The sequence below is a fragment of the Micromonospora chaiyaphumensis genome (assembly GCF_900091435.1).
GTDB classification, from domain to species: domain Bacteria; phylum Actinomycetota; class Actinomycetes; order Mycobacteriales; family Micromonosporaceae; genus Micromonospora; species Micromonospora chaiyaphumensis.
The window spans coordinates 72,400-92,450 of record NZ_FMCS01000011.1 but is presented as its reverse complement, the minus strand read 5'-3'; the positions used below and the strand labels follow the sequence as shown (position 1 = coordinate 92,450).

Below are 20,051 nucleotides of genomic sequence, written 5' to 3'. Positions count from 1 at the left end.
ATGCCTCGATACGGTGTACCTCGATTCGAGGTACAGGAGGGCACATGCGTGTCGAGGGACGGGCCGGGACCGGGCTCAACGTGGTCGACTTCGGGGGCGACGGGCCGGGGATCCTGCTGCTGCACGGTCTCACCGGACGCGCGGCGAACTGGACGGCGACCGCCCGCTGGCTCACCCGCTACGGCCGGGTCGTCGGCTACGACGCGCGCGGCCACGGCCACAGCGACAAACCCGACGGCCCGTACGACCGCCCGGCGTACGTCGGTGACGCGGTCGCCGTGATCGACGCGCTCGGCCTGGCGCCGGTGCTGGTGGTCGGTCACTCGATGGGCGGGCTCACCGCCTGGCAGCTCGCCGGCGCCCGGCCGGATCTGGTCCGGGGCGTGGTGATCGCCGACATCAACCCGGTGACCCCGCCCGACCTGGTCGACCGGTGGCGACACTGGCTGGCCGGGTGGCCGGTGCCCTTCCCGACCGTGGCGGACGTGCGGGACTTCTTCGGGGCCGAGCGGCGGACCGAGGGGGAGTCCTTCGTGGAGGTGATGGCCGGTGCCCCGGACGGGTGGCGCCCGCTGGCCCGCCCCGAGCACCTGCTCGCCTCCCTGACGCACTGGGCGGGCCGCGACCACCGGCCCGAGCTCGCCGCCGTGCGGTGCCCGGCGCTGGTGGTCGCCGGTGAGCAGAGCGACCAGCCGGTGGACCGGCAGCGGGAGATGGCCGCGCTGCTGCCCGACGGCCGCTTCGCGCTGGTCCCCGACGCCGGGCACGTCCTGCACTACGACAACCCGGCCGGGTGGCGCGCCGCCGTCGAGCCCTTCGTCGCCGCCCTGACCCCGGCCCGCGCGCCGGCCTGAGTCGCGCCGCAGAAGACGGCGAAGGGGCCCGGCGCTGAGCGCCGGGCCCCTTCTCGTGTCTGACGGATCAGCTGTCGCCGCCGGTCTCCCCGACCGGTGCCGCGTTGACGTCGTCCAGCGCGTACTTCTTGGCCGCCTCGGCCGGCACGTGGGCCGGCACCGCGCCGCGCAGGGCGAGCTGGCGCAGCGTCGCGACGGCTACCGACTCGGCGTCCACGTGGAAGTGGCGGCGCAGCGCGTGCCGGGTGTCCGACATGCCGAAGCCGTCGGTGCCGAGCGAGGTGTAGTCGCCGGGTACCCAGCGGGCGATCAGGTCCGGCACCGCGCGCATCCAGTCGCTCACCGCGACCTTCGGCCCGTCGGCGTCGGCCAGCTTCCGCTGGATGTACGGCACCCGCTGCTCGCCGCCCGGGTTGAGCAGGTTGTGCTCCTCGCACTCCACCGCGTCCCGGCGCAGCTCGGTCCAGGAGGTCACCGACCAGACGTCGGCGGCCACGCCCCAGTCCTCGGCGAGCAGCTTCTGCGCCTTGAGCGCCCACTGCATGCCCGTGCCGGAGGCCAGGATGTTGGCCTTCGGCCCGTCCCCGTCGACCTGCGGGGCCGGCGAGTAGCGGTAGATGCCCTTGACGATGCCCTCGACGTCCACACCCTCCGGCTCGGCCGGCTGGAAGATCGGCTCGTTGTAGACGGTGAGGTAGTAGAAGATGTTCTCCTGCGCCTCGCCGTACATCCGGTGCAGGCCGTTCTCCATGATGTGCGAGATCTCGAAGGCGAACGCCGGGTCGTAGGCGGCCACCGCCGGGTTGGTGGCGGCGAGCAGCAGCGAGTGGCCGTCCTCGTGCTGCAGGCCCTCACCGTTGAGTGTGGTCCGGCCGGCGGTCGCGCCCAGCAGGAAGCCCCGCGCCATCTGGTCGGCCGCGGCCCAGAGCCCGTCGCCGGTCCGCTGGAACCCGAACATCGAGTAGAAGATGTAGAGCGGGATCATCGGCTCGTCGTGCGTGGCGTACGACGTGCCGGCCGCGGTGAACGAGGCGACCGAGCCGGCCTCGTTGATCCCCTCGTGCAGGATCTGGCCGGTGGTGGCCTCCTTGTACGACAGGAACAGCTCCCGGTCCACCGAGGTGTACCGCTGGCCGTGCGGCGAGTAGATCTTCGCCGTCGGGAAGAGCGAGTCCATGCCGAAGGTGCGGGCCTCGTCCGGGATGATCGGCACCCAGCGCTTGCCGAACTCCTTGTCCTTCATCAGGTCCTTGAGCAGGCGGACGAAGGCCATGGTGGTGGCCACCTTCTGCTTGCCCGAGCCGCGCTTGACGTCGGAGAAGCGCTCGGCGCCCGGGATCTGCAGCGTCTTGCCGGTGGTCCGGCGGGTCGGCAGGTAGCCGCCGAGCTGCTTGCGCCGCTCGTGCAGGTACTCCACCTCGTCGGACTTCTCACCCGGGTGGAAGTACGGCGGGAGGTACGGGTTGTCCTCCAGCTGCTTGTCCGGGATGTCCAGGTAGAGCCGGTCGCGGAAGAGCTTGAGGTCCTCCAGCGTCAGCTTCTTCATCTGGTGGGTGGCGTTGCGGGCCTCGAAGTGCGAGCCCAGCGTCCAGCCCTTGATGGTCTTGGCCAGGATCACCGTCGGCTGGCCGGTGTGCTCCATGGCCGCCTTGTAGGCCGCGTAGAGCTTCCGGTAGTCGTGGCCACCCCGCTTGAGGTTCCAGATCTCGTCGTCGCTCAGGTGCTCGACCATCTTGCGGGTCCGCGGGTCGCGGCCGAAGAAGTGCTCCCGGACGTACGCGCCGGACTCCGCCTTGTAGGTCTGGTAGTCACCGTCGGGCGTCGTGTTCATGAGGTTGACCAGGGCGCCGTCGGTGTCCGCGGCGAGCAGCGGGTCCCACTCGCGGCCCCAGACCACCTTGATGACGTTCCAACCGGCGCCCCGGAAGAACGCCTCCAGCTCCTGCATGACCTTGCCGTTGCCCCGCACCGGGCCGTCCAGCCGCTGCAGGTTGCAGTTGATCACGAAGGTGAGGTTGTCCAGCTCCTCGCGGGCGGCCACGCCGATCGCGCCGAGCGACTCGACCTCGTCCATCTCACCGTCGCCGAGGAACGCCCAGACGTGCTGCTGGGAGGTGTCCTTGATGCCGCGGTGGTGCAGGTAGCGGTTGAACCGGGCCTGGTAGATCGCGTTCATGGGCCCGAGGCCCATGGAGACGGTGGGGAACTCCCAGAAGTCCGGCATGAGCCGCGGGTGCGGGTACGACGGCAGGCCGCCGTTCGGGTGCGACAGCTCCTGCCGGAAGCCGTCGAGCTGGTCGGCGTTGAGCCGGCCCTCGAGGAACGCCCGCGCGTACATGCCGGGGGAGGCGTGGCCCTGGTAGAAGATGTGGTCGCCGCCACCCGGGTGGTCCTTGCCCCGGAAGAAGTGGTTGAAGCCCACCTCGTAGAGGGACGCGGAGCTGGCGAAGGTGGAGATGTGGCCACCCACGCCGATCTCCGGCCGCTGCGCCCGGTGCACCAGCATGGCGGCGTTCCACCGGATGTAGGCCCGGAGCCGGCGCTCGATGTGCTCGTCACCCGGGAACCAGGGCTCGCGCTCCGGCGGGATGGTGTTGATGTAGTCGGTGGTCGTCAGCGACGGCACCCCGACCTGGCGCTCGCGGGCCCGCTCGAGCAGGCGCAGCATGACGTAGCGGGCGCGCTTGGTTCCGCGCTCGTCGATGACACCGTCAAGCGACTCGACCCATTCGCTGGTCTCTTCAGGGTCGATGTCCGGAAGCTGGCTCGGCAGACCAGCGGTGATCACCGGGCGCTTGCGTTCCGTAGCCACAGGCGTTCCCTCGGTTCTGTGTGGGATAGGTCTCTAGCGCCATCCTGCCCCCTGGTGGCGCTCGTCGTCACGTCTCCCTCCCTCAGACGCGACGCTGAACACAGGTACTCGCCGGTAACTTTGTGCGATCGGCGGCTGTGCGGGGCCGCCGGGCCACACCGGCGGCGGCCGGCGTCACACTCCGGCAGAATTCGCCCTATGCGCAGTGAGGTGATCAGCGTCCAGACCGGGTCCCGGCCGGCCGTCCGGGACATCACGAGCGAGGCCGAGCGGTTCGTCGCCGGCCAGGGGGACGGCCTGCTGCACGTCTTCGTGCCGCACGCCACCGCCGGCCTGGCGATCATCGAGAGCGGCGCCGGCTCCGACGACGACCTGCTGCGCGCGCTCGACGACCTGCTCCCCACCGACGACCGGTGGCGGCACCGGCACGGCTCGCCGGGGCACGGCCGGGACCACGTGCTGCCCGCCTTCGTCCCCCCGTACGCCACCCTGCCGGTGCTCGGCGGGCGGCTCCAGCTCGGCACCTGGCAGTCGATCTGCCTCGTCGACACCAACGGCGACAACCCCGACCGGCAGGTCCGCTTCTCCTTCCTGCCCGGCTGAGGCGGGCGCGGCACGGGGGTGGCCGCTTCCTGCCGAACAGCGGACCCGGCGGGATCCCGGCGCTCAGCCCAGCAGCCGCCGCAGCCCGCCGGGGGTGTGGCCCAGCTGGGCGCGGACCGTGCGGGTCAGGTGGGCCTGGTCGGCGAAGCCCAGCTCGACGGCGAGCGCGGCGAGGCTGTCGACGCCCTCCTCCAGCCGGTCGAGCAGGCGGCCGACCCGCAGCCGGTTGCGGTAGCGGGTCAGCGGCACCCCGACCCGGGCCTGGAACTCGCGGCTGAGCCGGTAGGGCGAGACATCGAGCGCGCGGGCCAGCGGCAGCAGCCCGGCCGCCTCGGGCGCGCCGTCGTGCAGGGCGGCACGGGCCCGCTCGACCAGCCGCCGGTCCCGCCCGCTCCCGCCGGCCGCCGGTCCGGTGGCCGCCCCGACCAGCCGGACCAGCCGCTCGGCCGCGGCGTGGTCGGGGTCGGCCGTGGCGCGCAGCAGCAGCCGGTGGGCCAGGTCCACCAGGGCGTCGACGTGCACCACGGCCGGCACCGGCCGGTCGGCGAACAGCTCCCGCCACAGCCGCTCGGACAGGTGCAGCGAGGTGCAGTCGTCCCCGCCCGCCGGGTGGGCGAAGCGCTCCTCCTCACCCGGCACGGTCAGGTAGGCCACGGTCGGCTCGACGAACTCGGCGCCGGCCCGCCCGGCCCGGCGGAAGCCGCCCCGCCGGGTCAGCACGAGGCCGTGCGCGGTGGCCGGCTCGGGCGCGGACCAGCCGGTGTGGTCGTCGCGGCACCGCACCACGCTGATCCGGAAGTCGGGGTGCGCCAGCAGCGGTGTCGCGGTACGCATGCCGGTCAGCGTAGGCCGACCGGCCGACACGAACGCCCCGCAAGGATCGACAAGACCGCCGGCCACCGGGGCGGGCAGGGTGGCGGCCGTGACCGAGTCGACCCGCCGGACCGCCGCCCTGCTCGCCGTCCTGCTCACCGGGCAGGCGATGGCCTCCATGGACACCTCGATCGCGGCTGTGGCCGCGCCCGCGATCCGCGCCGACCTGGCCGGACCGCCGGCCGTGCAGCAGCTCGTGCTGGCCGGCTACACCCTCACCTTCGCCGTACTGGTGGTGGTCGGGGCGCGGCTCGGCGCCCGGCACGGCTACCCCCGGGCCTTCCTGCTCGGCCTGGCCGGGTTCACCCTCGCCTCGCTGGCCTGCGGCCTCGCCCCGGGGCCGGCCACGCTGGTGCTGGCCCGGGTGGCCCAGGGCGCGGCCGGCGCGCTGATGGTGCCGCAGGTGCTGTCGCTGATCCAGGCGGCGGTCCCGGCCGCGTCCCGGGCGCGGGCCGTCGGGGCGTACTCGATGGTGCTGGCCCTCGGCGTGGCCGCCGGCCAGGTCCTCGGCGGGCTGCTCGTGACCCTCGACCTGGGCGGCCTCACCTGGCGGGCCGCGTTCCTCGTGAACGTGCCGGTCGGCGTGGGCCTCCAGGTCGTCGGGCGGCGGGTGTTCGCCGGCCTGCCGGCCGACCCGCCCCGCCGCGAGCCGCTGGACCTGCCGGGCGTGCTGCTCCTCGCCGCCGCCATGCTCACCCTGGTGGTGCCGCTGGTGCTCGGCGGGGACCTCGGCTGGCCCGGGTGGGTCCGGGCCGCCGCGGTCGCCGCCGGCGCCGCCGGGCTGCGGCTCTTCCTCGGGTACGAGGTCCGGCGCGCCCATCGGGACGCCGCCCCGCTGCTGGACGTGACGGTGCTGCGCCACCCCGGGGTGCCGGCCGGGCTGCTCGCCTGCTGCGTGGTGATGGGCTGCTACGCGGGCTTCCTGCTCGTGCTCACCCTGCGGCTCCAGGACGGGCTGGGCCTCACCGCGCTGGCGGCGGGACTGGCCTTCCTCCCGTACGCGTCGGGTTTCGCCCTGTGCGGCCTGGCGGTGGCGCGGCTGCCGGAGCGGGCCCGGGCGGTGCTGCCGGTCGCCGGCCCGGCGGTGCTCGCGGCGGTCGTGGTGGCGGTGGCCGGGCTCGCCGCCGCGGGCTGGCCGTGGCCGGTGGGAAGCGCGCTGCTGGTGGCCGGCGGCGCGGCGCACGCGGCGGCGTTCAGCCCGCTGGTCACCCGGCTCACCCGCGTGGTGCCGGCGGGCGCGGCCGCGGCGCTGTCGGCGGCCGTCTCCACCGGCACGCTGCTCGCGGCCGTGCTCGGGGTGACCCTGGTCGGCGGCCTGCATCTCGCCCTGGCCGCGGCCGGCCGGCACGGTTCGGCGCTCACCCTGCCCCCGGCGCTCCTGACCGCCGCGCTGCTGCTGACGGGCGCCGTCGCCGCCCGGGTGGCCACGCGGCCGGCACCGGAGATGATCGGTTTCGCACGTACGATGTGAGACATGGCGCTACCCCCCGCCCCCGAGGCCGGCGACCGCTCCGGCCTGGCCGGGGACGCCGTGCGCCGGATCATGCACATCGCCGCGGCCATGCGGCACTACCAGGACGAGGAGATCGCGGGGCTGGGCCTCACCCCGGCCGCCGCCCGCGCCCTGCACGAGCTGGACCCCGACCGGCCGCTGCCCGCCCGGGACCTCGCCGAGCGGCTGGCGTGCGACCGCTCCAACGTCACCGCGCTGGTCGACAAGCTGGAGCAGGCGGGGCTGGTGGAGCGGCGGGTCGACCCGGCCGACCGGCGGCAGAAGACGCTCGTGGTGACCGGGGAGGGCCGGCGGGTCCGGGACCGGGTCCGACTGGTGATGTCCGACTCCCGGCTCCTCGGCGGGCTCACCTCGGGAGAGTTGGCCACCCTGCGTGAGCTGGTCTGGAAGGTCTCCGACGGCGGTTGCCCGCAGGAGTGTGGCGAGGCCTGACGGCGACCGCGCGGAACGTGTCCGACTGGGCGAGGTGCCCTCCGGTCGGTAATGCTGTCCGACGTGACCACCCCGCAAGATCTCGACGACCGGTTCCGGGCGGCCCTGACCGCGCTCGGCGCCCCCGCCTCGCGGCGTGACCTGGGTGAACCGCTGCCCGGTGGTGCGCCGCTGACCGGGGCGCAGGCACTGGCCCTGTTCGACGCCCAGCTCACCAGCCGGCTGCTCGACCTCGCCGGGCGCTGGCTGCGCAGCTTCGGCGAGGGGTACTACACGATCGGCTCCGCCGGCCACGAGGGCAACGCCGCCGTGGCCGCCGCGCTGCGGCCGACCGATCCCGCCCTGCTCCACTACCGTTCCGGGGCCTTCTACTGCCTCCGGGCCGCCCAGGCGGCGGGCGCCTTCCCGGCCGGCCCGGCGGTGCCGGACGCCGACGGGCCGGACGCGACCGAGGACGTCTCGACGGCCCGGATCCCGGACCCGCGTACCCCCGTCGACCGGGCCGTGGACGCGGACGCCGCACGGCCGGACGGGTCTGCGGAGACCGGCGGCCGGCGCGCCGACGCCTCGCTGCCGCCGGCCGGATCCGCGGCGCCGGACGACTCCTCGGCGACGGACGCCCAGGTGACGCCGGGTGCCCCGGGGACGGCGGACGAGTCCGCGACGGACGGCCCCGCGACGTCGGTCGGCCCGGCCACACCGGGCGGGTCCACGCCGGCCGGTGACGGGGCCGGGGCCGAGGCCGCGAGCCTGCCGACCGGGGCCGGGGTGGCCGTGGACACCGCCGGGGCCGCGACGGCCGGCGTACCCGGGCTGCCCCTGCCCGACCCCGACGACGCCTACGCGGCCGCGGCCCGCGACGTGCTGCGCGGCATGGTGGCCTCGGCCGCGGAGCCGATCGCCGGGGGCCGGCACAAGGTCTTCGGCCGGGCCGACCTGGCGGTCGTCCCGACCACCTCCACCATCGCCTCGCACCTGCCCCGGGCGGTCGGCCTGGGCCTGGCCCTGGAGCGGCTGCGCCGCGGCGGCCGGCGGGCCGACGGCGACTCCGAGGTCGCGACCTGGCCGCCGGACGCCATCGTGGTCTGCTCGTTCGGCGACGCCTCGGTCAACCACGCCACCGCGACGGCGGCGTTCAACACCGCCGGCTGGTACGACCACACCGGGCTGCGCATCCCGGTCCTCTTCGTCTGCGAGGACAACGGGCTCGGCATCAGCGTGCGCTCGCCGCGGGGCTGGGTGGCGGCGACGCTGCGGGCCCGGCCCGGGATCCGCTACTTCGCCGCCGACGGCACCGACGTGGCGGAGGCGTTCCGGGTGGCGACGGAGGCGGCGGCCTGGGTGCGCCGGCACCGGCGGCCCGCCGTCCTGCACCTGAGCACCGTGCGGCTCATGGGGCACGCCGGGGCGGACGCGGAGACCGCGTACCGGAGCCCCGGCGAGATCGCCGCGGACGTGGTGCGGGACCCGCTGCTGGCCACCGCCCGGCGGCTGGTCGAGGCCGGCTACGCCACCGGCGAGGAACTGCTGGCCCGGTACGACGAGCGCGGCTGGCAGATCCGGCGGCTCGCCGAGGAGGTGCTGGACGAGCCGAAGCTGGCCTCTCCGGTCGAGGTGGTGGCCGAACTGGCCCCGCGCCGGCCGGTCCGCATCTCCCGGACGGTCGCCGACGCGGGGACCCGCGCGGCCGGCCCGGGCGCCGGCGCCCGCGCGGAGGCGTTCGGCGGCAAGCTGCCGGAGTCGGCCGGCCCGCTCACCCTGGCGCAGAGCATCAACGCCGCCCTGGCCGACGGGATGCTCGACCACGCCGGGATGGCCGTCTTCGGCGAGGACGTGGCCGCCAAGGGCGGGGTGTACGGGGTGACCAAGGGGCTGCGGGACAGGTTCGGGGCGGCCCGGGTGTTCGACACCCTGCTCGACGAGACCTCGATCCTCGGGCTGGCGCTGGGCGCGGGGGTGGCCGGGATGCTGCCGGTGCCGGAGATCCAGTACCTGGCGTACCTGCACAACGCCGAGGACCAGCTCCGCGGTGAGGCGGCGACCATGCGGTTCTTCTCCCGGGGGGCGTTCCGCAACCCCATGGTGGTGCGGGTGGCCGGGCTGGCGTACCAGGAGGGGTTCGGCGGGCACTTCCACAACGACAACTCGGTGGCCGTGCTCCGGGACGTGCCGGGGCTGGTCATCGCGGTGCCGGCCCGCCCGGACGACGCCGCACCGATGCTGCGTACCTGCCTGGCGGCCGCCGCGGTGGACGGCGCGGTCAGCGTCTTCCTGGAGCCGATCGCGCTCTACCACACCCGCGACCTCTACACGGAGGGCGATGGCGAGTGGCTCGCGGAGTACGCCGAGCCGGGCGCCTGGGCGGCCCGCCACGTGCCGGTCGGCCGCGCCCGGGTGTACGGGGTCGGCTCGGCCGAGGACCTCACCATCATCACCTTCGGTAACGGCGTCCGGATGTCGCTGCGGGCGGCGGCGACCCTGGCCGACGAGGGGGTCGGCAGCCGGGTGGTGGACCTGCGGTGGCTGGCCCCGTTGCCGGTGGCGGACATCATCCGGGAGGCCTCGGCCACCGGCCGGGTGCTGGTCGTCGACGAGACCCGCCGTTCGGGCGGGGTGGGCGAGGGTGTGATCGCCGCGCTGGTCGACGGCGGATACGTGGGCACGGCGCGCCGCGTGGCCGGACTTGACTCGTTTGTACCATTAGGTCCGGCGGCCCGTCAGGTTCTGGTCTCCGAGGAAGCCATTACCGAGGGTGCCCGCACGCTGCTGGCACGGTAAATTCCGTTCCACCCGGTGCGCCACTTGCGCGGCGAGCCACAACTGTGTGGACTGGGCCCGACGGCGTCGGACGACGCCACGAGCAGGGATGAGATGAGGAGGCACGCGACAGTGAGCGCGACCGCTGGTCAGGCCGCCGACGGGGTACGCAGCCTGGCGGACCGGTTCGGGATCGAACCGGGGATGGTCGTCATGGAGATGGGGTACGACGAAGACGTCGACCAGGATCTCCGGGACGCCCTGACCGACCGCTGTGGGGAGCTGGTCGACGAGGACACCGACGAGGTGGTCGACTCGGTTCTCGTCTGGTACCGCGACGGCGACGGCGACCTCTTCGAGCTCCTCGTCGACGCCCTCGGACCGCTGGCCGACAACGGCGTGGTCTGGCTCCTGACGCCCAAGGCCGGCCGGGACGGCCACGTCGAGCCGAGCGAGGTCGCGGAGAGCGCGCAGACCGCCGGCCTCCAGCAGACCTCGACCATCAACGCGGGCCGCGACTGGAGCGGCGCCCGCCTCGTGCTCCGGCGCGGGTCGAAGAGCAAGAAGTAGGGCGGGGCTCCGCGCCCGGCGGCCGGTGTCGCCGGGTGTGGCAGGCTGATCATCTCCAGACCCGATCCGAGGAGCTCCCATGCCCATCGAGGTTGGCGCCGAGGCGCCGGACTTCGTGCTCAAGGACCAGAACAACCAGGAGGTCCGGCTCGCCGACTTCCGCGGCCGGCGCACCGTGCTGCTGGTCTTCTACCCGCTCGCCTTCACCGGCATCTGCCAGGGCGAGCTGTGCGAGGTGCGGGACAACCTCAACGAGTACGTCAACGACGACGTCCAGGTGCTGACGGTCAGCGTCGACTCGGTCTACGCCCACAAGATCTGGGCCGACCGGGAGGGCTACCAGTTCCCGCTGCTGGCCGACTTCTGGCCGCACGGCGCGGTCGCCCAGGCGTACGGCGTCTTCAACGACGTCGCGGGCATCGCCAACCGGGGCACCTTCGTCATCGACAAGGCCGGCGTGGTCCGGTTCGCCGAGATGAACATGCCCGGCGAGGCGCGGGACCAGCAGGGCTGGCGCAAGGCCCTGGCCGAGGCCGTCGCCGCCTGATCCCACCCCAGCACGTCGTTCGACCGGGCCGGAGCCCGGCAGGTAAGCTTGCCGCTCCGGCCCGCCGTTCGGGCGTTCCGGGCGCGTAGCTCAGTGGGAGAGCACTCGCCTTACAAGCGAGGGGTCGCAGGTTCGAAACCTGCCGCGCCCACCACCACCTGGTCGGGCGGGACTCCGCCGGTAGCGGATCTCGCCATTGGATCAACCGTTCACTGCCCGAGTCGGTTTGTCCGTGCGGGTGAGCCATACGCCGACCAGCGCCACGAAAGCCACGCCGTCAGCGACGACGCACCAGATGAGGGACGCCGGGAGGTCGGGCTGGGCCTGGACCAAGGGGCCGCCGATCAGGGCCACCCAGCACCCGAAGAGCCCGACGCCGACCGTAGTGGTGGTCAGGAGCCCCGACAACCAGTCGCGGGTCGAGACCAGGGCAAGGACGACCACGACGGCCAGGACGGGCGCCAGGAGGTAGAACGGCAGGTAGATGAAGAGGCCCGCCGCGCCCCTGCCGCCGGCCTCCAACTCGCCCCACCCCTCTGGGTCTGGCTGGGAGCGCAGACCGTAACCGAGGATCACCCAGGCGATCGCGACCGCGCATGCGGCGACTGTCTGCGAGGCTCGTCGAAGGTTCCTCGAATTCCCCACGGCGACACCGTTCACTGCCCGAGTCGGTTCGCCCGTGTGGGTCAGCCATACGCCGACCAGCGCCACGATAGCCACGCCGTCAGCGACGACGCACCAGATGAGGGACGCCATGAGGTGGGGCTGAGCCTGGAACAGAGGACCGCCGATCATGGCCACCCAGCCCTCGAAGAGCGCGACGCCGATCGCAGCGGTGGTCAGGAGCCCCGACAACCAGTCGCGGGTCGAGACCAGGGCAAGGACGACCACGACGGCCAGGACGGGCGCCAGGAGGTAGAACGGCAGGTAGATGCCGATGAACGCAGCGAACCTGCCGCCGGCCTCAAAAAACTCGCTCCACGCCTCTGGATCTGGCTGGGAGCGCAGACCGTAACCGAGGATCACCCAGGCGATCGCGACCGCGCAAGCGGCGACTGTCTGCGAGGCCCATCGAAATTTCCTCGAATTCCGCACGGCGACACCGTACTTGCCCTGCGGCAGGCGCAGGTTCCGCCTTTCAACTCCGTGTTGGACACGAGCCTCGACGGCGCTGGGGCGGCGGAACGGGCGGGCACCAGGCCGCACCCGAGTAGCCCTGTTCCTGTCGACAGCAACGCTGACAGCAACTGACCCGGACAGGGGCGACCGTTGGCCGCCGACCCCGGTTGGTCGTCCGAGGTCACGGACGAGGATGGACCCGGCCGGACGGAGCGCCCAGAAGTTACAAGCGAGGGGTCGCAGGTCCGAGACCTGCCGTGCCCACCACCCGTGACCAGCAGGGGAGCCGATCACATGATCGGTCCCGCTGTCCTAATCGCGATGGCCTGACCGCCGGCACTTGTCTGTGGACTGCGCTGGCGGGACCTACGCTCCTGCCGAACCGAGCGCGGTCATCGTGTTCGGGTATCCCAGACAGGCTGCTGGGGCTCGTCGTTGTGCACGACGATGTCGGCGTGCTCGGTCGGGCGGACCAGAGCAAAGTAGAGCTGTTGAGAGGGGATGTAACGCTCCCGCCAGCGCCGTTCGACTTCGGACCGAGATGACACCCGACGCTCTCGGATCACGGCACGATTCACGGTGGCGTCGAGCGCGGTCGACACGAAGATGCGCAGGTCCCACCGATCGATCAGTTCCGGGCGCATGAGGAAGACGCCGTCGAAGACCAGCACGGCGTCGGCGCGGGCAGTCGTGACCGGCGGGGAAAGCGCAGTATCCGCAGTGCGGTCGTAGACCGCGTGTTGGAAGCGTCGATCTCCGCCTGGGCCGAGCGGATCGAGCAGAACCCGGTTCAGCGCCTCGTAGTCGTGGGTGTCGAAGTAGCAGCCTTCGGCCGAGAACTCGCCGCGCGGATAGCGCTGTGCCCGAGGAAAGAGGAAATCGTCGATCGTCGCGCGGATGACGTCGCGGCCCTGTTCGCGCAAGGCGGCGCCCAGTTCGTCGGCGAGCGTCGTCTTGCCTGCGGCCGGCGGACCGTCGATGGCTACCCGCGTCGGATGTGCGACTGCGACGGACCCGACTGCCTGAGCCAGGCGGCCGAGCAACTCGTCGCGGGTGCCTTGGGTCATGTCCTACCCGTCCCGTCCCGTCCCGTCCCGGTCTCGCGAAGGTCGCCATGTCGCGCTTGACGTTCGGTCTGGGTCTCTTGATCAGTTCAGGTGGTAGTTGGCTCTCCATCGGGCTTCCTCGGCTACTGAGAAGTTGTCGAAGTCACCGGCGGCCTCGCAGTCGAGCAGGTAGCGGAGTGCTTCTGCCGCGTCCTCGGAGCCGTCGGCCTCCAGGTGCGCCTTGGTGGCGTCCAGTCCTGCTCCGCAGAGCAGTTGGACGTCGATCGAGCAGTGGGCGTCCCAGCTCGATTCCTTGGCCTGCCAGATGACGAGCACGTCGCTCAGTTGACCGGCGTTGAACAGCTGCAGGCAGCACAGCTTCATGAGCTCGGTGTCCTGTTCATGCTGCTCAAGGTCTGCTTGGGCGTCGAGCATCGCGCGGATGTGGGGCAGGTCGGCGGAGGACGGTCGTAGGCCGTAGCGGCGAAGGCTTTCGTCTTCGGTCAACGGGTCTCCCTTGGTGATGGACGTCAGCTCAGAGCCGCGACGCGACGTTCGGCTGGCGATTGCTTGCAGCTGGAAGGTCTTCACGATCGCCGTAGCTAGGGACGTCGCCCTTTCCTGAGCCATGGCGGGGACTGTTCGTCGCGTCCGGCGGCTGCCCGTGACGGGCGTGCCGCCCCCGCAACGCGAGGCAAGGCTGGCACGTCTGAGTCAGGAGTTCCTGACCCGGATGAAGTCCGCGTAGTCCTCTCCAGCAACGCCGTGGTTGACCCAACGGTGCGGCGACGCCCCGGTCGTACGCTCGGCCAGTTCCAGCGCTTCGGCCGGGTCCTGCACGTGCCCGATGACGCGGCCGGGCCCGGGGTCGTCCTCGCCTTCTGGATCAAGCGACGGAAACACCGACAGGTCCCGGCAGTTCTCGTCGTTCACGTCCTGCACGTCATGGACTGACACGTTGTAGCCGTCTTGCCATGGCCAGATCGAGACCCAGCGGATGCCTTCGACGCCCTTCAGCGTGATGGGTCCAAGGAACTGCTCGACCTCCTTCCTGCGCTGGAGCGTGCCAAGGAGAAAGGACCGGCTGAGGTATCGCACACCGGGAGGCTACCGGCCGTAGAAGCGAATGCCCTGCTGGCCGGGGGCAGAGACGCGCCCGGACCGGAGTGGGTCACGGAATCTCCTGGTCGGGTGGTGCGCCGGTCGGCGTGGGGTGGACGAACTTTTCGATCATGAACCGCCAGAACAGGGCGACGCCTTCCTGCGCTGGTCGCTCAATCCGGTCGTTCCGCCCGGTGTGAGAGATGTGCTCGATGGTGATCCGGCCGTAGAGCGATCGGACCACCACGACGTCGACGGGTGGTGGGGTGATGGGTTTCGGCGTGACGACGAGATCGAACATTGAGGTCGTGCCGGCCAGCAGGGCCTCGGCCTCGAACGCGATGACGCTGTCGACGATGTCCAGCACTGGTTCGTAGGTGGCGCTGTCGTCGAGGACCCCGTGTAGGCGTGCCGCGATGGCGGGCCATGGCTGTTCGCGGAACTCGATGGACGACCCGAGGTTGCGCATCCTTGCAGGGTGTCAGACGCAGCCGCACAGCCGTCAGCCGAAAAAGCTGATCAACGGGGAGGCAGGCGAGCGATGGTCGGCCTAGCCTGCGCCGGTGGGTTACTGGGGCACGGTGGTGGTGGCGCGGCCCCGGGGGTTGCTGGTCGACCAGGACGGCATCGGCGGGTTCGGTTACCGCCATCGGTGGTTGCGCGAGTTGGGCGACGGGTGGCAGTCGCTGGAGACCCAGGGGTGGAACGATCCGCCGGATCTGCTCGGGCCGTCCCGGGCGGTGGCCGCGTCGACCGGCCATCCGGTCTTCGCCGCGTACGTCAGCGACGAGCACTGCGCGGTGATGTGCGCGGCGGTGCCGGAGGCGGTGGGGCCGTTGACCCACCTGTGGGACGTCAGCGGGCCGTGCGGGGTGTACCGCCATCAGCCGGGGGGCATGCCGGAACCGGTCGGGCTGCTGAACGGCACCGTGCAACCGGATGACCCGGAGGACTCGGGCCGCTGCTCCTGCTGCCCGGGCGAGTCGAAGTGATCTTTCAAACTTGATCGGATCGGGCCACAGCGGTCGGGCGCGGGCCCGGCCCGCCGGGCCAGGCTTGACGTCGAAAGGAGGCCACGTGATCTCGGCACTCAACCGGCTCGTCGACCTCGTCGAGGAGCACCTCACCGAGGAACTCGACGTCAACGGGCTGGCCCGGACGCTCGGCACGACCGAGTACCACCTGCGGCGGATGTTCTCGTCGCTGGCCGGCATGCCGCTGTCGGAGTACGTGCGCCGGCGCCGCATGACCCTCGCCGCCGCCGACGTCGTCCGCGGCCGGGACGATCTGCTGAGCATCGCCGTCCGGCACGGGTACGGCTCGACCGAGGCGTTCGGACGCGCGTTCCGGGCGGTCCACGGCGCCGGCCCCGGTGACGTCCGCCGCGACGGAGGCCCCCTTCGCACACAACCGCAGCTCAGGTTCCGCCTGACCGTTGAAGGGAGCAACCCCATGCACACCCGCATCGTCGACCGCCCCGCGTTCCGGCTCGTCGGGCACGCCGCCCGGGTCCCGCTGATCCACCACGGCATCAACCCGCACATCCAGCGGCACATCACCGCGCTGCCCATGGAGGAGCATGTCCGGCTGAAGGGCCTCGGCGACGCCGAGCCCGGGGGCCTGCTGCAGGTCTGCGACGACCTCGATCCGGACGGCACCGAGGGCAGTGAGCTGACGTACCTGCACGGGGTGGCTCTCTCCCCGGACACGCCGGCCCCGGACGACCTCGACGCCATCGAGGTGCCGGCCGGCCGGTGGGCCGTCTTCCGCACCTCCGGACCGCACCCGCAGGTGCTGCAGGAGACCTGGGCCGCGACCGCGACCGAGTGGTTCCCCTCGAACCCGTGGCGGCTGCGTCCCGGACCCTCGATCGTGGCCGTCCTCGACCGCGCGGACGACTTCAGCACCGCGACCTGCGAGCTGTGGCTACCCGTCGAACCGGCGTGACGGACCGGCTCGGCCGCTGACGGTGCGCCGGCTGCTCAGGACTGCTGCCGGCGCACCATCTCGGTGATCCAGATGGGCGCGAACGGGGATGTGCAGCCCGGGGGAGTCGGGTAGTCCTTGAGCACCTGCAGGCGCTCGCCGATGTCGATGGCACGGCCGCGCAGCGCGGCGTCCTCGATCCCGATCTGCGCCAGGCAGTGGTTCATAACCCACTGCAGGCGGTCCGGGGCGTCCCTCATCTCCGCCTCGATGACGTCGAGGAGCCCGGCGAGGTCGAGGCCCTCGGGATTCTTCGCCACGCGTTCCGTGGTCAGCGCCCAGCCGGCGCTCGCGACCACGGGATCCGGGTCGGCGGACCAGGCCACCCGCAGCTCCTCGGCGTGCGGGTTCTTCTTCACCACGTAGTTCACGAGCCAGTCGTGCACCTTGGGTGTGCGGGCCTCGCGCAGCATGACGTCCAGGTCGTCGCGTGCGAACGCCTTCGGGCGGCAGATCAGGAGTGCCAGCAGTCTGGCCGCGCTGTCGCCCGTCGCCCAGAGCTGGGTCGCGAGTTCCTGCTGCGTCTTCAGCCGCTTCGCGAGCGCGCGCAGCGTGCCGAGGTTGACCCCGTGATCGTCACCGTGCCGCTCGTTCACGGCGCGTGCCTTCGGGTCCTCGAGTGCGGCCAGCTCGGCCAGCACCCCGGCCACCGTGGTCTCGGCCATCTCAGCCTCCCGCCCGTCACCTGCGACATGCAGCCTACGACGCCCTGCCGTCAGACCCCGTTGAGCCGGCGGACGAGGGAGCGGAGCCAGGGTTGGGCCAGGGCCGGCTCGCGGTCGATCCCGGACGCGAGCGCGCGCCGGCCGGAGGCGCCCCGGCCGTACGCCACCAGGGCGACCGCCTCGGCGAGCGCCTGCCGGGCCCGCTCGTCGCGGCCCGGTCCGTCGTCCGGACGGAGCCACCGGTCCGGTCGGAACGATCGGGTGAGTTTCGTCTGGTGGTCGCCGAAGTAGGACCACACGAGGGCGTGCAGGGAGACGTTCTGCACCGAGGCGGCCGGGAGCCGCCGGGTCCATTCGGCGTGCTGCTGCCAGCGCCAGGTGTGGGGGCTCGTCTTCCGGCGCCGGGTGACGCCCAGGAACCGCAGCTTCCGGCGTACGACCTCCCACGGCTCGCGGGACTCGGCGATCCAGTCGTCCAGCAACTCGAAGAGCTCCGCGAAGGTCGAGCCCTCGTGAACCACGTCGACGAAGGTCACCGGCCGGCGCCGGCGGGCCAGGGCGTGTGGCGTCACGTCGAGGTCGGTCAGCACCCGGCGGGCGGCCGTTCGCTGCTCGGCCGACAGCGCGGGCACGCGCCACTTCCCGCGTCCGTCCACCACCGGCCGCCGGTGGAACGAGAAGGGGAGGCGCGCCAGGCGCTGCTCGGTGGCGATGCCGGCCAGGGCGCCGCTGAGGAGGTCGAACATCGAGTCCAGCGACCGGCCCACGAACAGCAGGTCGCCGTTGCCGCTGCGGGCCAGCACCTTGCCCGCGCACTCCGTCAGGTCGTCGATGAACCACAGCTCCGGTTCGGGACCGCCGGCCAGCATCGAGCCGAGCTGGTCCGGTGTCACCAGATCCCAGCGGAACGGTGGGCTCACGTCGACCGGCTCGGGCACCCGGCGATTCTGCCAACGGGCGTGGCGACGCGCGAGGTCAATTCAGCCGCGCCGCTAGCCGAAGGTGAACACGTACGCCTCGGCGCCGGGTTCGAGGAACGTGAGCTCCAGGGTCCGCTCCCGGACGGCGTCCCGCTGGCGGACGAGCTGGTAGAGCCGGCCCTCCCGGAGCAGGCCGTTGCCGTTCTCGTCGACGTCGTCGCCGTGCGCGGATCCCGGCGCCGCGCCGTCGAGGAGCAGGCGGAAGGGGATCGGGCCGTGCGCCCCGGGCGACAGCACGAGATGCGCGTCGCGGGCCTGGAACCGGAAGGCGAGGGTGCCCCCGGGCCGGTCGAGCACGATCCGCTCGGAGGCGATCGTCCACTCGCCGCCGAGCGCCCAGTGGTCGGCGGGCAGGCTCGCGGGGAGTTCGTAGGCGCTGCTCGCGTCGTACGTGGCGTCGTCCGGTGACGCGAACTGCTCCGAGCGCGCGTAACCGAGATACGTCTCGGGCGTGCGCAGGTGGTCCCAGTCGGCGTCGGCCTCCACGCCGCGTCCCTCGACGGGGACGAGGTCCCGGTCGACGCCGAGCAGCCGCTGGATCGTCCGTTCCGACTTCTCGTAGCGGCCCTCGCCGAAATGGTGGTCGCGGATGACGCCGTCCGCGTCGACGAAGTAGAGCGCCGGCCAGTAGTGGTTGTCGAAGGCGCTCCAGACCCCGTAGTCGTTGTCGACCGCCACCGGGTAGTCGATCCCGCGGGCCGCGACCGCCTGGCGCACCCCGTCGATGTCGTGCTCGAACGAGAACTCCGGCGTGTGCACGCCGAGGACCACGAGCCCGTCGTCCCGGTAGGCCTGCGACCACGCCCGCACGTACGGCTCCTGGCGCAGCCAGTTGATGCAGGTCAGCGTCCAGAAGTTCACGAGGACGGGGCGCCCCCGCAGCTCGGCGGGACCGAGTGGCTCGGAGTTGAGCCACCCGGTCGCCCCGTCGAGCGCGGGCAGGCGCAGCCGCTCGGAGACGGCCATCTAGCGAACCGACCGGAAGGCGGTGCGCAGCTCGTCGCACAGGAGCTGCGGCTGCTCCCAGGCGGCGAAGTGCCCACCCCGGTCGAGCTGGTTGTAGTGGATGAGGTTCGGATACGCCTGCTCGGCCCAGCTCCGCGGCGCCTGGTAGAGCTCGTCCGGGAAGACGCTGACGGCGGCCGGCACCCTGACGTCCTTGGCGCCGAGGAAGGAGTACTTGTTCTCCCAGTAGAGGCGGGCGGAGGAGACGCCCGTGTTCGTCAACCAGGTGAGCGTGATGTTGTCGAGGATGTCGTCGCGGCTGATGCCGCCCGGGTTCCCGCCGAACGCCCGGCAGATCAGCTCCAGGCTGGCCGCGTCGTGGTCGCACATGAAGGTCGCCAGCGCGACGGGCGAGTCCGCGAGCCCGATCAGGGTCTCGGGGCGGGTGGCCATGATCAGTGCGTAGGCGGAGTGCTTCCAGAAGAAGTCCTGCTGCTCGGTGGCCCGCCGTTCCTCGTCGGAGAGGTTGGCCGGCAGCTTCGAGAGCGCGCCGTTGATTCCGGTGATGTCGGACTGGACCAGCGCGTCGATCTCGAACGGAACCGTGCTCGGCATGTTGGTGTGGATGGCGGCCAGTTCCGGCGGTGCCTGCACGCCCATCAGGTTGGTGATGAGGGCGCCCCAGTCGCCGCCCTGCGCGACGAACCGGTCGTAGCCGAGGCGCTTCATCAGCTCGGTCCAGGCCCTCGCGATGTGTTCCGGCCCCCAGCCGGGCTCGGTCGGCTTGCCGGAGAAGCCGTAACCCGGCATCGACGGGATCACCACGTGGAAGGCGTCCGACGCGGACCCGCCGTGTGCCGTCGGGTCGGTCAGCGGCTCGATGATCTTCAGCTGCTCGATGACGGAGCCGGGCCAGCCGTGCGTGACGATGATCGGCAGCGCGTTCTCGTGCTTGGACCGGACGTGGATGAAGTGGATGTCCAGGCCGTCGATCTCGGTGATGAAGTTGGGCAGGGAGTTCAACCGCGCCTCGACCTTGCGCCAGTCGTACTCCTTCTCCCAGTAGCGGGCGAGCGCCTGGCTGGTCTCCAGCGGCACGCCCTGGGACTGGTCGTCGACGGTCTGCCTCTCGGGCCATCGGGTGGCGGCGATGCGCCGCCGCATGTCCTGGAGATCCGCTTCGGGAATCTCCACCGTGAACGGCCGGATGTCGGTGGCGCGGGCCAGGGTCTGCGTCTTGACAGCCAC

At 72.2% G+C, this 20,051-nt stretch carries 20 protein-coding genes and 1 tRNA gene; 10 read left to right on the top strand and 11 right to left on the bottom strand.

Annotation, left to right across the window (positions count from 1 at the left end):
* Positions 1 to 44: 44 nt before the first annotated feature.
* Positions 45 to 854: an alpha/beta fold hydrolase gene (locus tag GA0070214_RS26060; RefSeq protein ID WP_091269145.1), complete on the top strand. Its 810-nt coding sequence runs from the start codon at positions 45 to 47 to the stop codon at positions 852 to 854.
* Between the two features lie 67 nt (positions 855 to 921).
* Here GA0070214_RS26060 and aceE read toward each other — a convergent pair whose 3' ends face one another.
* Positions 922 to 3,666, bottom strand: coding sequence for a pyruvate dehydrogenase (acetyl-transferring), homodimeric type (gene aceE, locus GA0070214_RS26055; RefSeq protein WP_091269144.1), 2,745 nt, complete (start codon positions 3,664 to 3,666; stop codon positions 922 to 924).
* Between the two features lie 198 nt (positions 3,667 to 3,864).
* Between aceE and GA0070214_RS26050 the strand changes: the two genes are divergently transcribed.
* Positions 3,865 to 4,269 (top strand): YjbQ family protein, encoded by a 405-nt coding sequence (locus GA0070214_RS26050; RefSeq protein ID WP_091269143.1) that lies wholly within the window; start codon positions 3,865 to 3,867, stop codon positions 4,267 to 4,269.
* Positions 4,270 to 4,332: 63 nt separating this feature from the next.
* On the opposite strand, the gene GA0070214_RS26045 is transcribed toward GA0070214_RS26050, so the two are convergent.
* On the bottom strand, positions 4,333 to 5,103 hold the full coding sequence (locus GA0070214_RS26045) for an AraC family transcriptional regulator (protein ID WP_091269142.1): 771 nt from the start codon (positions 5,101 to 5,103) through the stop codon (positions 4,333 to 4,335).
* A gap of 88 nt (positions 5,104 to 5,191) precedes the next feature.
* On the opposite strand from GA0070214_RS26045, the gene GA0070214_RS26040 reads away from it, so the two are divergent.
* The 6 genes from GA0070214_RS26040 (at position 5,192) to GA0070214_RS26015 (ending at position 11,115) form a co-directional block, all read left to right on the top strand.
* Complete coding sequence (locus GA0070214_RS26040) at positions 5,192 to 6,613, top strand: MFS transporter (RefSeq protein ID WP_167364336.1); 1,422 nt, start codon at positions 5,192 to 5,194, stop codon at positions 6,611 to 6,613.
* Between the two features lie 3 nt (positions 6,614 to 6,616).
* Entirely contained in the window at positions 6,617 to 7,087 is a 471-nt protein-coding gene (locus GA0070214_RS26035) for a MarR family winged helix-turn-helix transcriptional regulator (RefSeq protein WP_091269140.1), read from the top strand.
* 51 nt (positions 7,088 to 7,138) lie between these two features.
* Positions 7,139 to 9,865, top strand: a complete 2,727-nt coding sequence (locus tag GA0070214_RS26030) for a thiamine pyrophosphate-dependent enzyme (protein WP_091269139.1) — start codon at positions 7,139 to 7,141, stop codon at positions 9,863 to 9,865.
* Positions 9,866 to 9,976: 111 nt separating this feature from the next.
* The gene (locus tag GA0070214_RS26025; RefSeq protein ID WP_091269138.1) at positions 9,977 to 10,414 is read left to right on the top strand and encodes a DUF3052 domain-containing protein; all 438 of its coding nucleotides are present in this window, start codon (positions 9,977 to 9,979) and stop codon (positions 10,412 to 10,414) included.
* A 79-nt stretch (positions 10,415 to 10,493) separates the two neighbouring features.
* Positions 10,494 to 10,961, top strand: coding sequence for a peroxiredoxin (locus GA0070214_RS26020; RefSeq protein WP_091269137.1), 468 nt, complete (start codon positions 10,494 to 10,496; stop codon positions 10,959 to 10,961).
* Positions 10,962 to 11,040: 79 nt separating this feature from the next.
* Positions 11,041 to 11,115 (top strand) — tRNA-Val (locus GA0070214_RS26015).
* A gap of 47 nt (positions 11,116 to 11,162) precedes the next feature.
* Here the strand turns inward: GA0070214_RS26015 and GA0070214_RS26010 are convergent.
* The 5 genes from GA0070214_RS26010 to GA0070214_RS25990 form a co-directional block, all read right to left on the bottom strand.
* Positions 11,163 to 12,056 (bottom strand): hypothetical protein, encoded by an 894-nt coding sequence (locus tag GA0070214_RS26010; RefSeq protein WP_139141907.1) that lies wholly within the window; start codon positions 12,054 to 12,056, stop codon positions 11,163 to 11,165.
* Between the two features lie 416 nt (positions 12,057 to 12,472).
* Positions 12,473 to 13,147 (bottom strand): nucleoside/nucleotide kinase family protein, encoded by a 675-nt coding sequence (locus GA0070214_RS26005; protein WP_091269135.1) that lies wholly within the window; start codon positions 13,145 to 13,147, stop codon positions 12,473 to 12,475.
* Positions 13,148 to 13,228: 81 nt separating this feature from the next.
* A complete protein-coding gene (locus GA0070214_RS26000) occupies positions 13,229 to 13,717 on the bottom strand; it encodes a hypothetical protein (protein ID WP_244167856.1) in 489 nt (162 codons plus the stop codon).
* Positions 13,718 to 13,840: 123 nt separating this feature from the next.
* Positions 13,841 to 14,224 (bottom strand): hypothetical protein, encoded by a 384-nt coding sequence (locus tag GA0070214_RS25995; RefSeq protein ID WP_091269134.1) that lies wholly within the window; start codon positions 14,222 to 14,224, stop codon positions 13,841 to 13,843.
* 73 nt (positions 14,225 to 14,297) lie between these two features.
* A complete protein-coding gene (locus GA0070214_RS25990; RefSeq protein WP_091269133.1) occupies positions 14,298 to 14,696 on the bottom strand; it encodes a hypothetical protein in 399 nt (132 codons plus the stop codon).
* Between the two features lie 94 nt (positions 14,697 to 14,790).
* Here GA0070214_RS25990 and GA0070214_RS25985 point away from each other — a divergent pair, with 94 nt between their 5' ends.
* Positions 14,791 to 15,219, top strand: coding sequence for a hypothetical protein (locus GA0070214_RS25985; RefSeq protein ID WP_091269132.1), 429 nt, complete (start codon positions 14,791 to 14,793; stop codon positions 15,217 to 15,219).
* Between the two features lie 85 nt (positions 15,220 to 15,304).
* The gene (locus GA0070214_RS25980) at positions 15,305 to 16,174 is read left to right on the top strand and encodes an AraC family transcriptional regulator (protein ID WP_091269131.1); all 870 of its coding nucleotides are present in this window, start codon (positions 15,305 to 15,307) and stop codon (positions 16,172 to 16,174) included.
* 35 nt (positions 16,175 to 16,209) lie between these two features.
* Here GA0070214_RS25980 and GA0070214_RS25975 read toward each other — a convergent pair whose 3' ends face one another.
* From GA0070214_RS25975 to GA0070214_RS25960, 4 genes are read right to left on the bottom strand one after another with little or no spacing between them, the layout of a single operon-like run.
* Positions 16,210 to 16,878: a DNA alkylation repair protein gene (locus tag GA0070214_RS25975; RefSeq protein WP_091269130.1), complete on the bottom strand. Its 669-nt coding sequence runs from the start codon at positions 16,876 to 16,878 to the stop codon at positions 16,210 to 16,212.
* 50 nt (positions 16,879 to 16,928) lie between these two features.
* A complete protein-coding gene (locus tag GA0070214_RS32630; RefSeq protein ID WP_244167855.1) occupies positions 16,929 to 17,816 on the bottom strand; it encodes a hypothetical protein in 888 nt (295 codons plus the stop codon).
* Between the two features lie 54 nt (positions 17,817 to 17,870).
* The gene (locus GA0070214_RS25965; RefSeq protein WP_091269129.1) at positions 17,871 to 18,824 is read right to left on the bottom strand and encodes a redoxin domain-containing protein; all 954 of its coding nucleotides are present in this window, start codon (positions 18,822 to 18,824) and stop codon (positions 17,871 to 17,873) included.
* A complete protein-coding gene (locus GA0070214_RS25960; protein WP_091269128.1) occupies positions 18,825 to 20,051 on the bottom strand; it encodes an epoxide hydrolase family protein in 1,227 nt (408 codons plus the stop codon). It abuts the gene before it with no gap.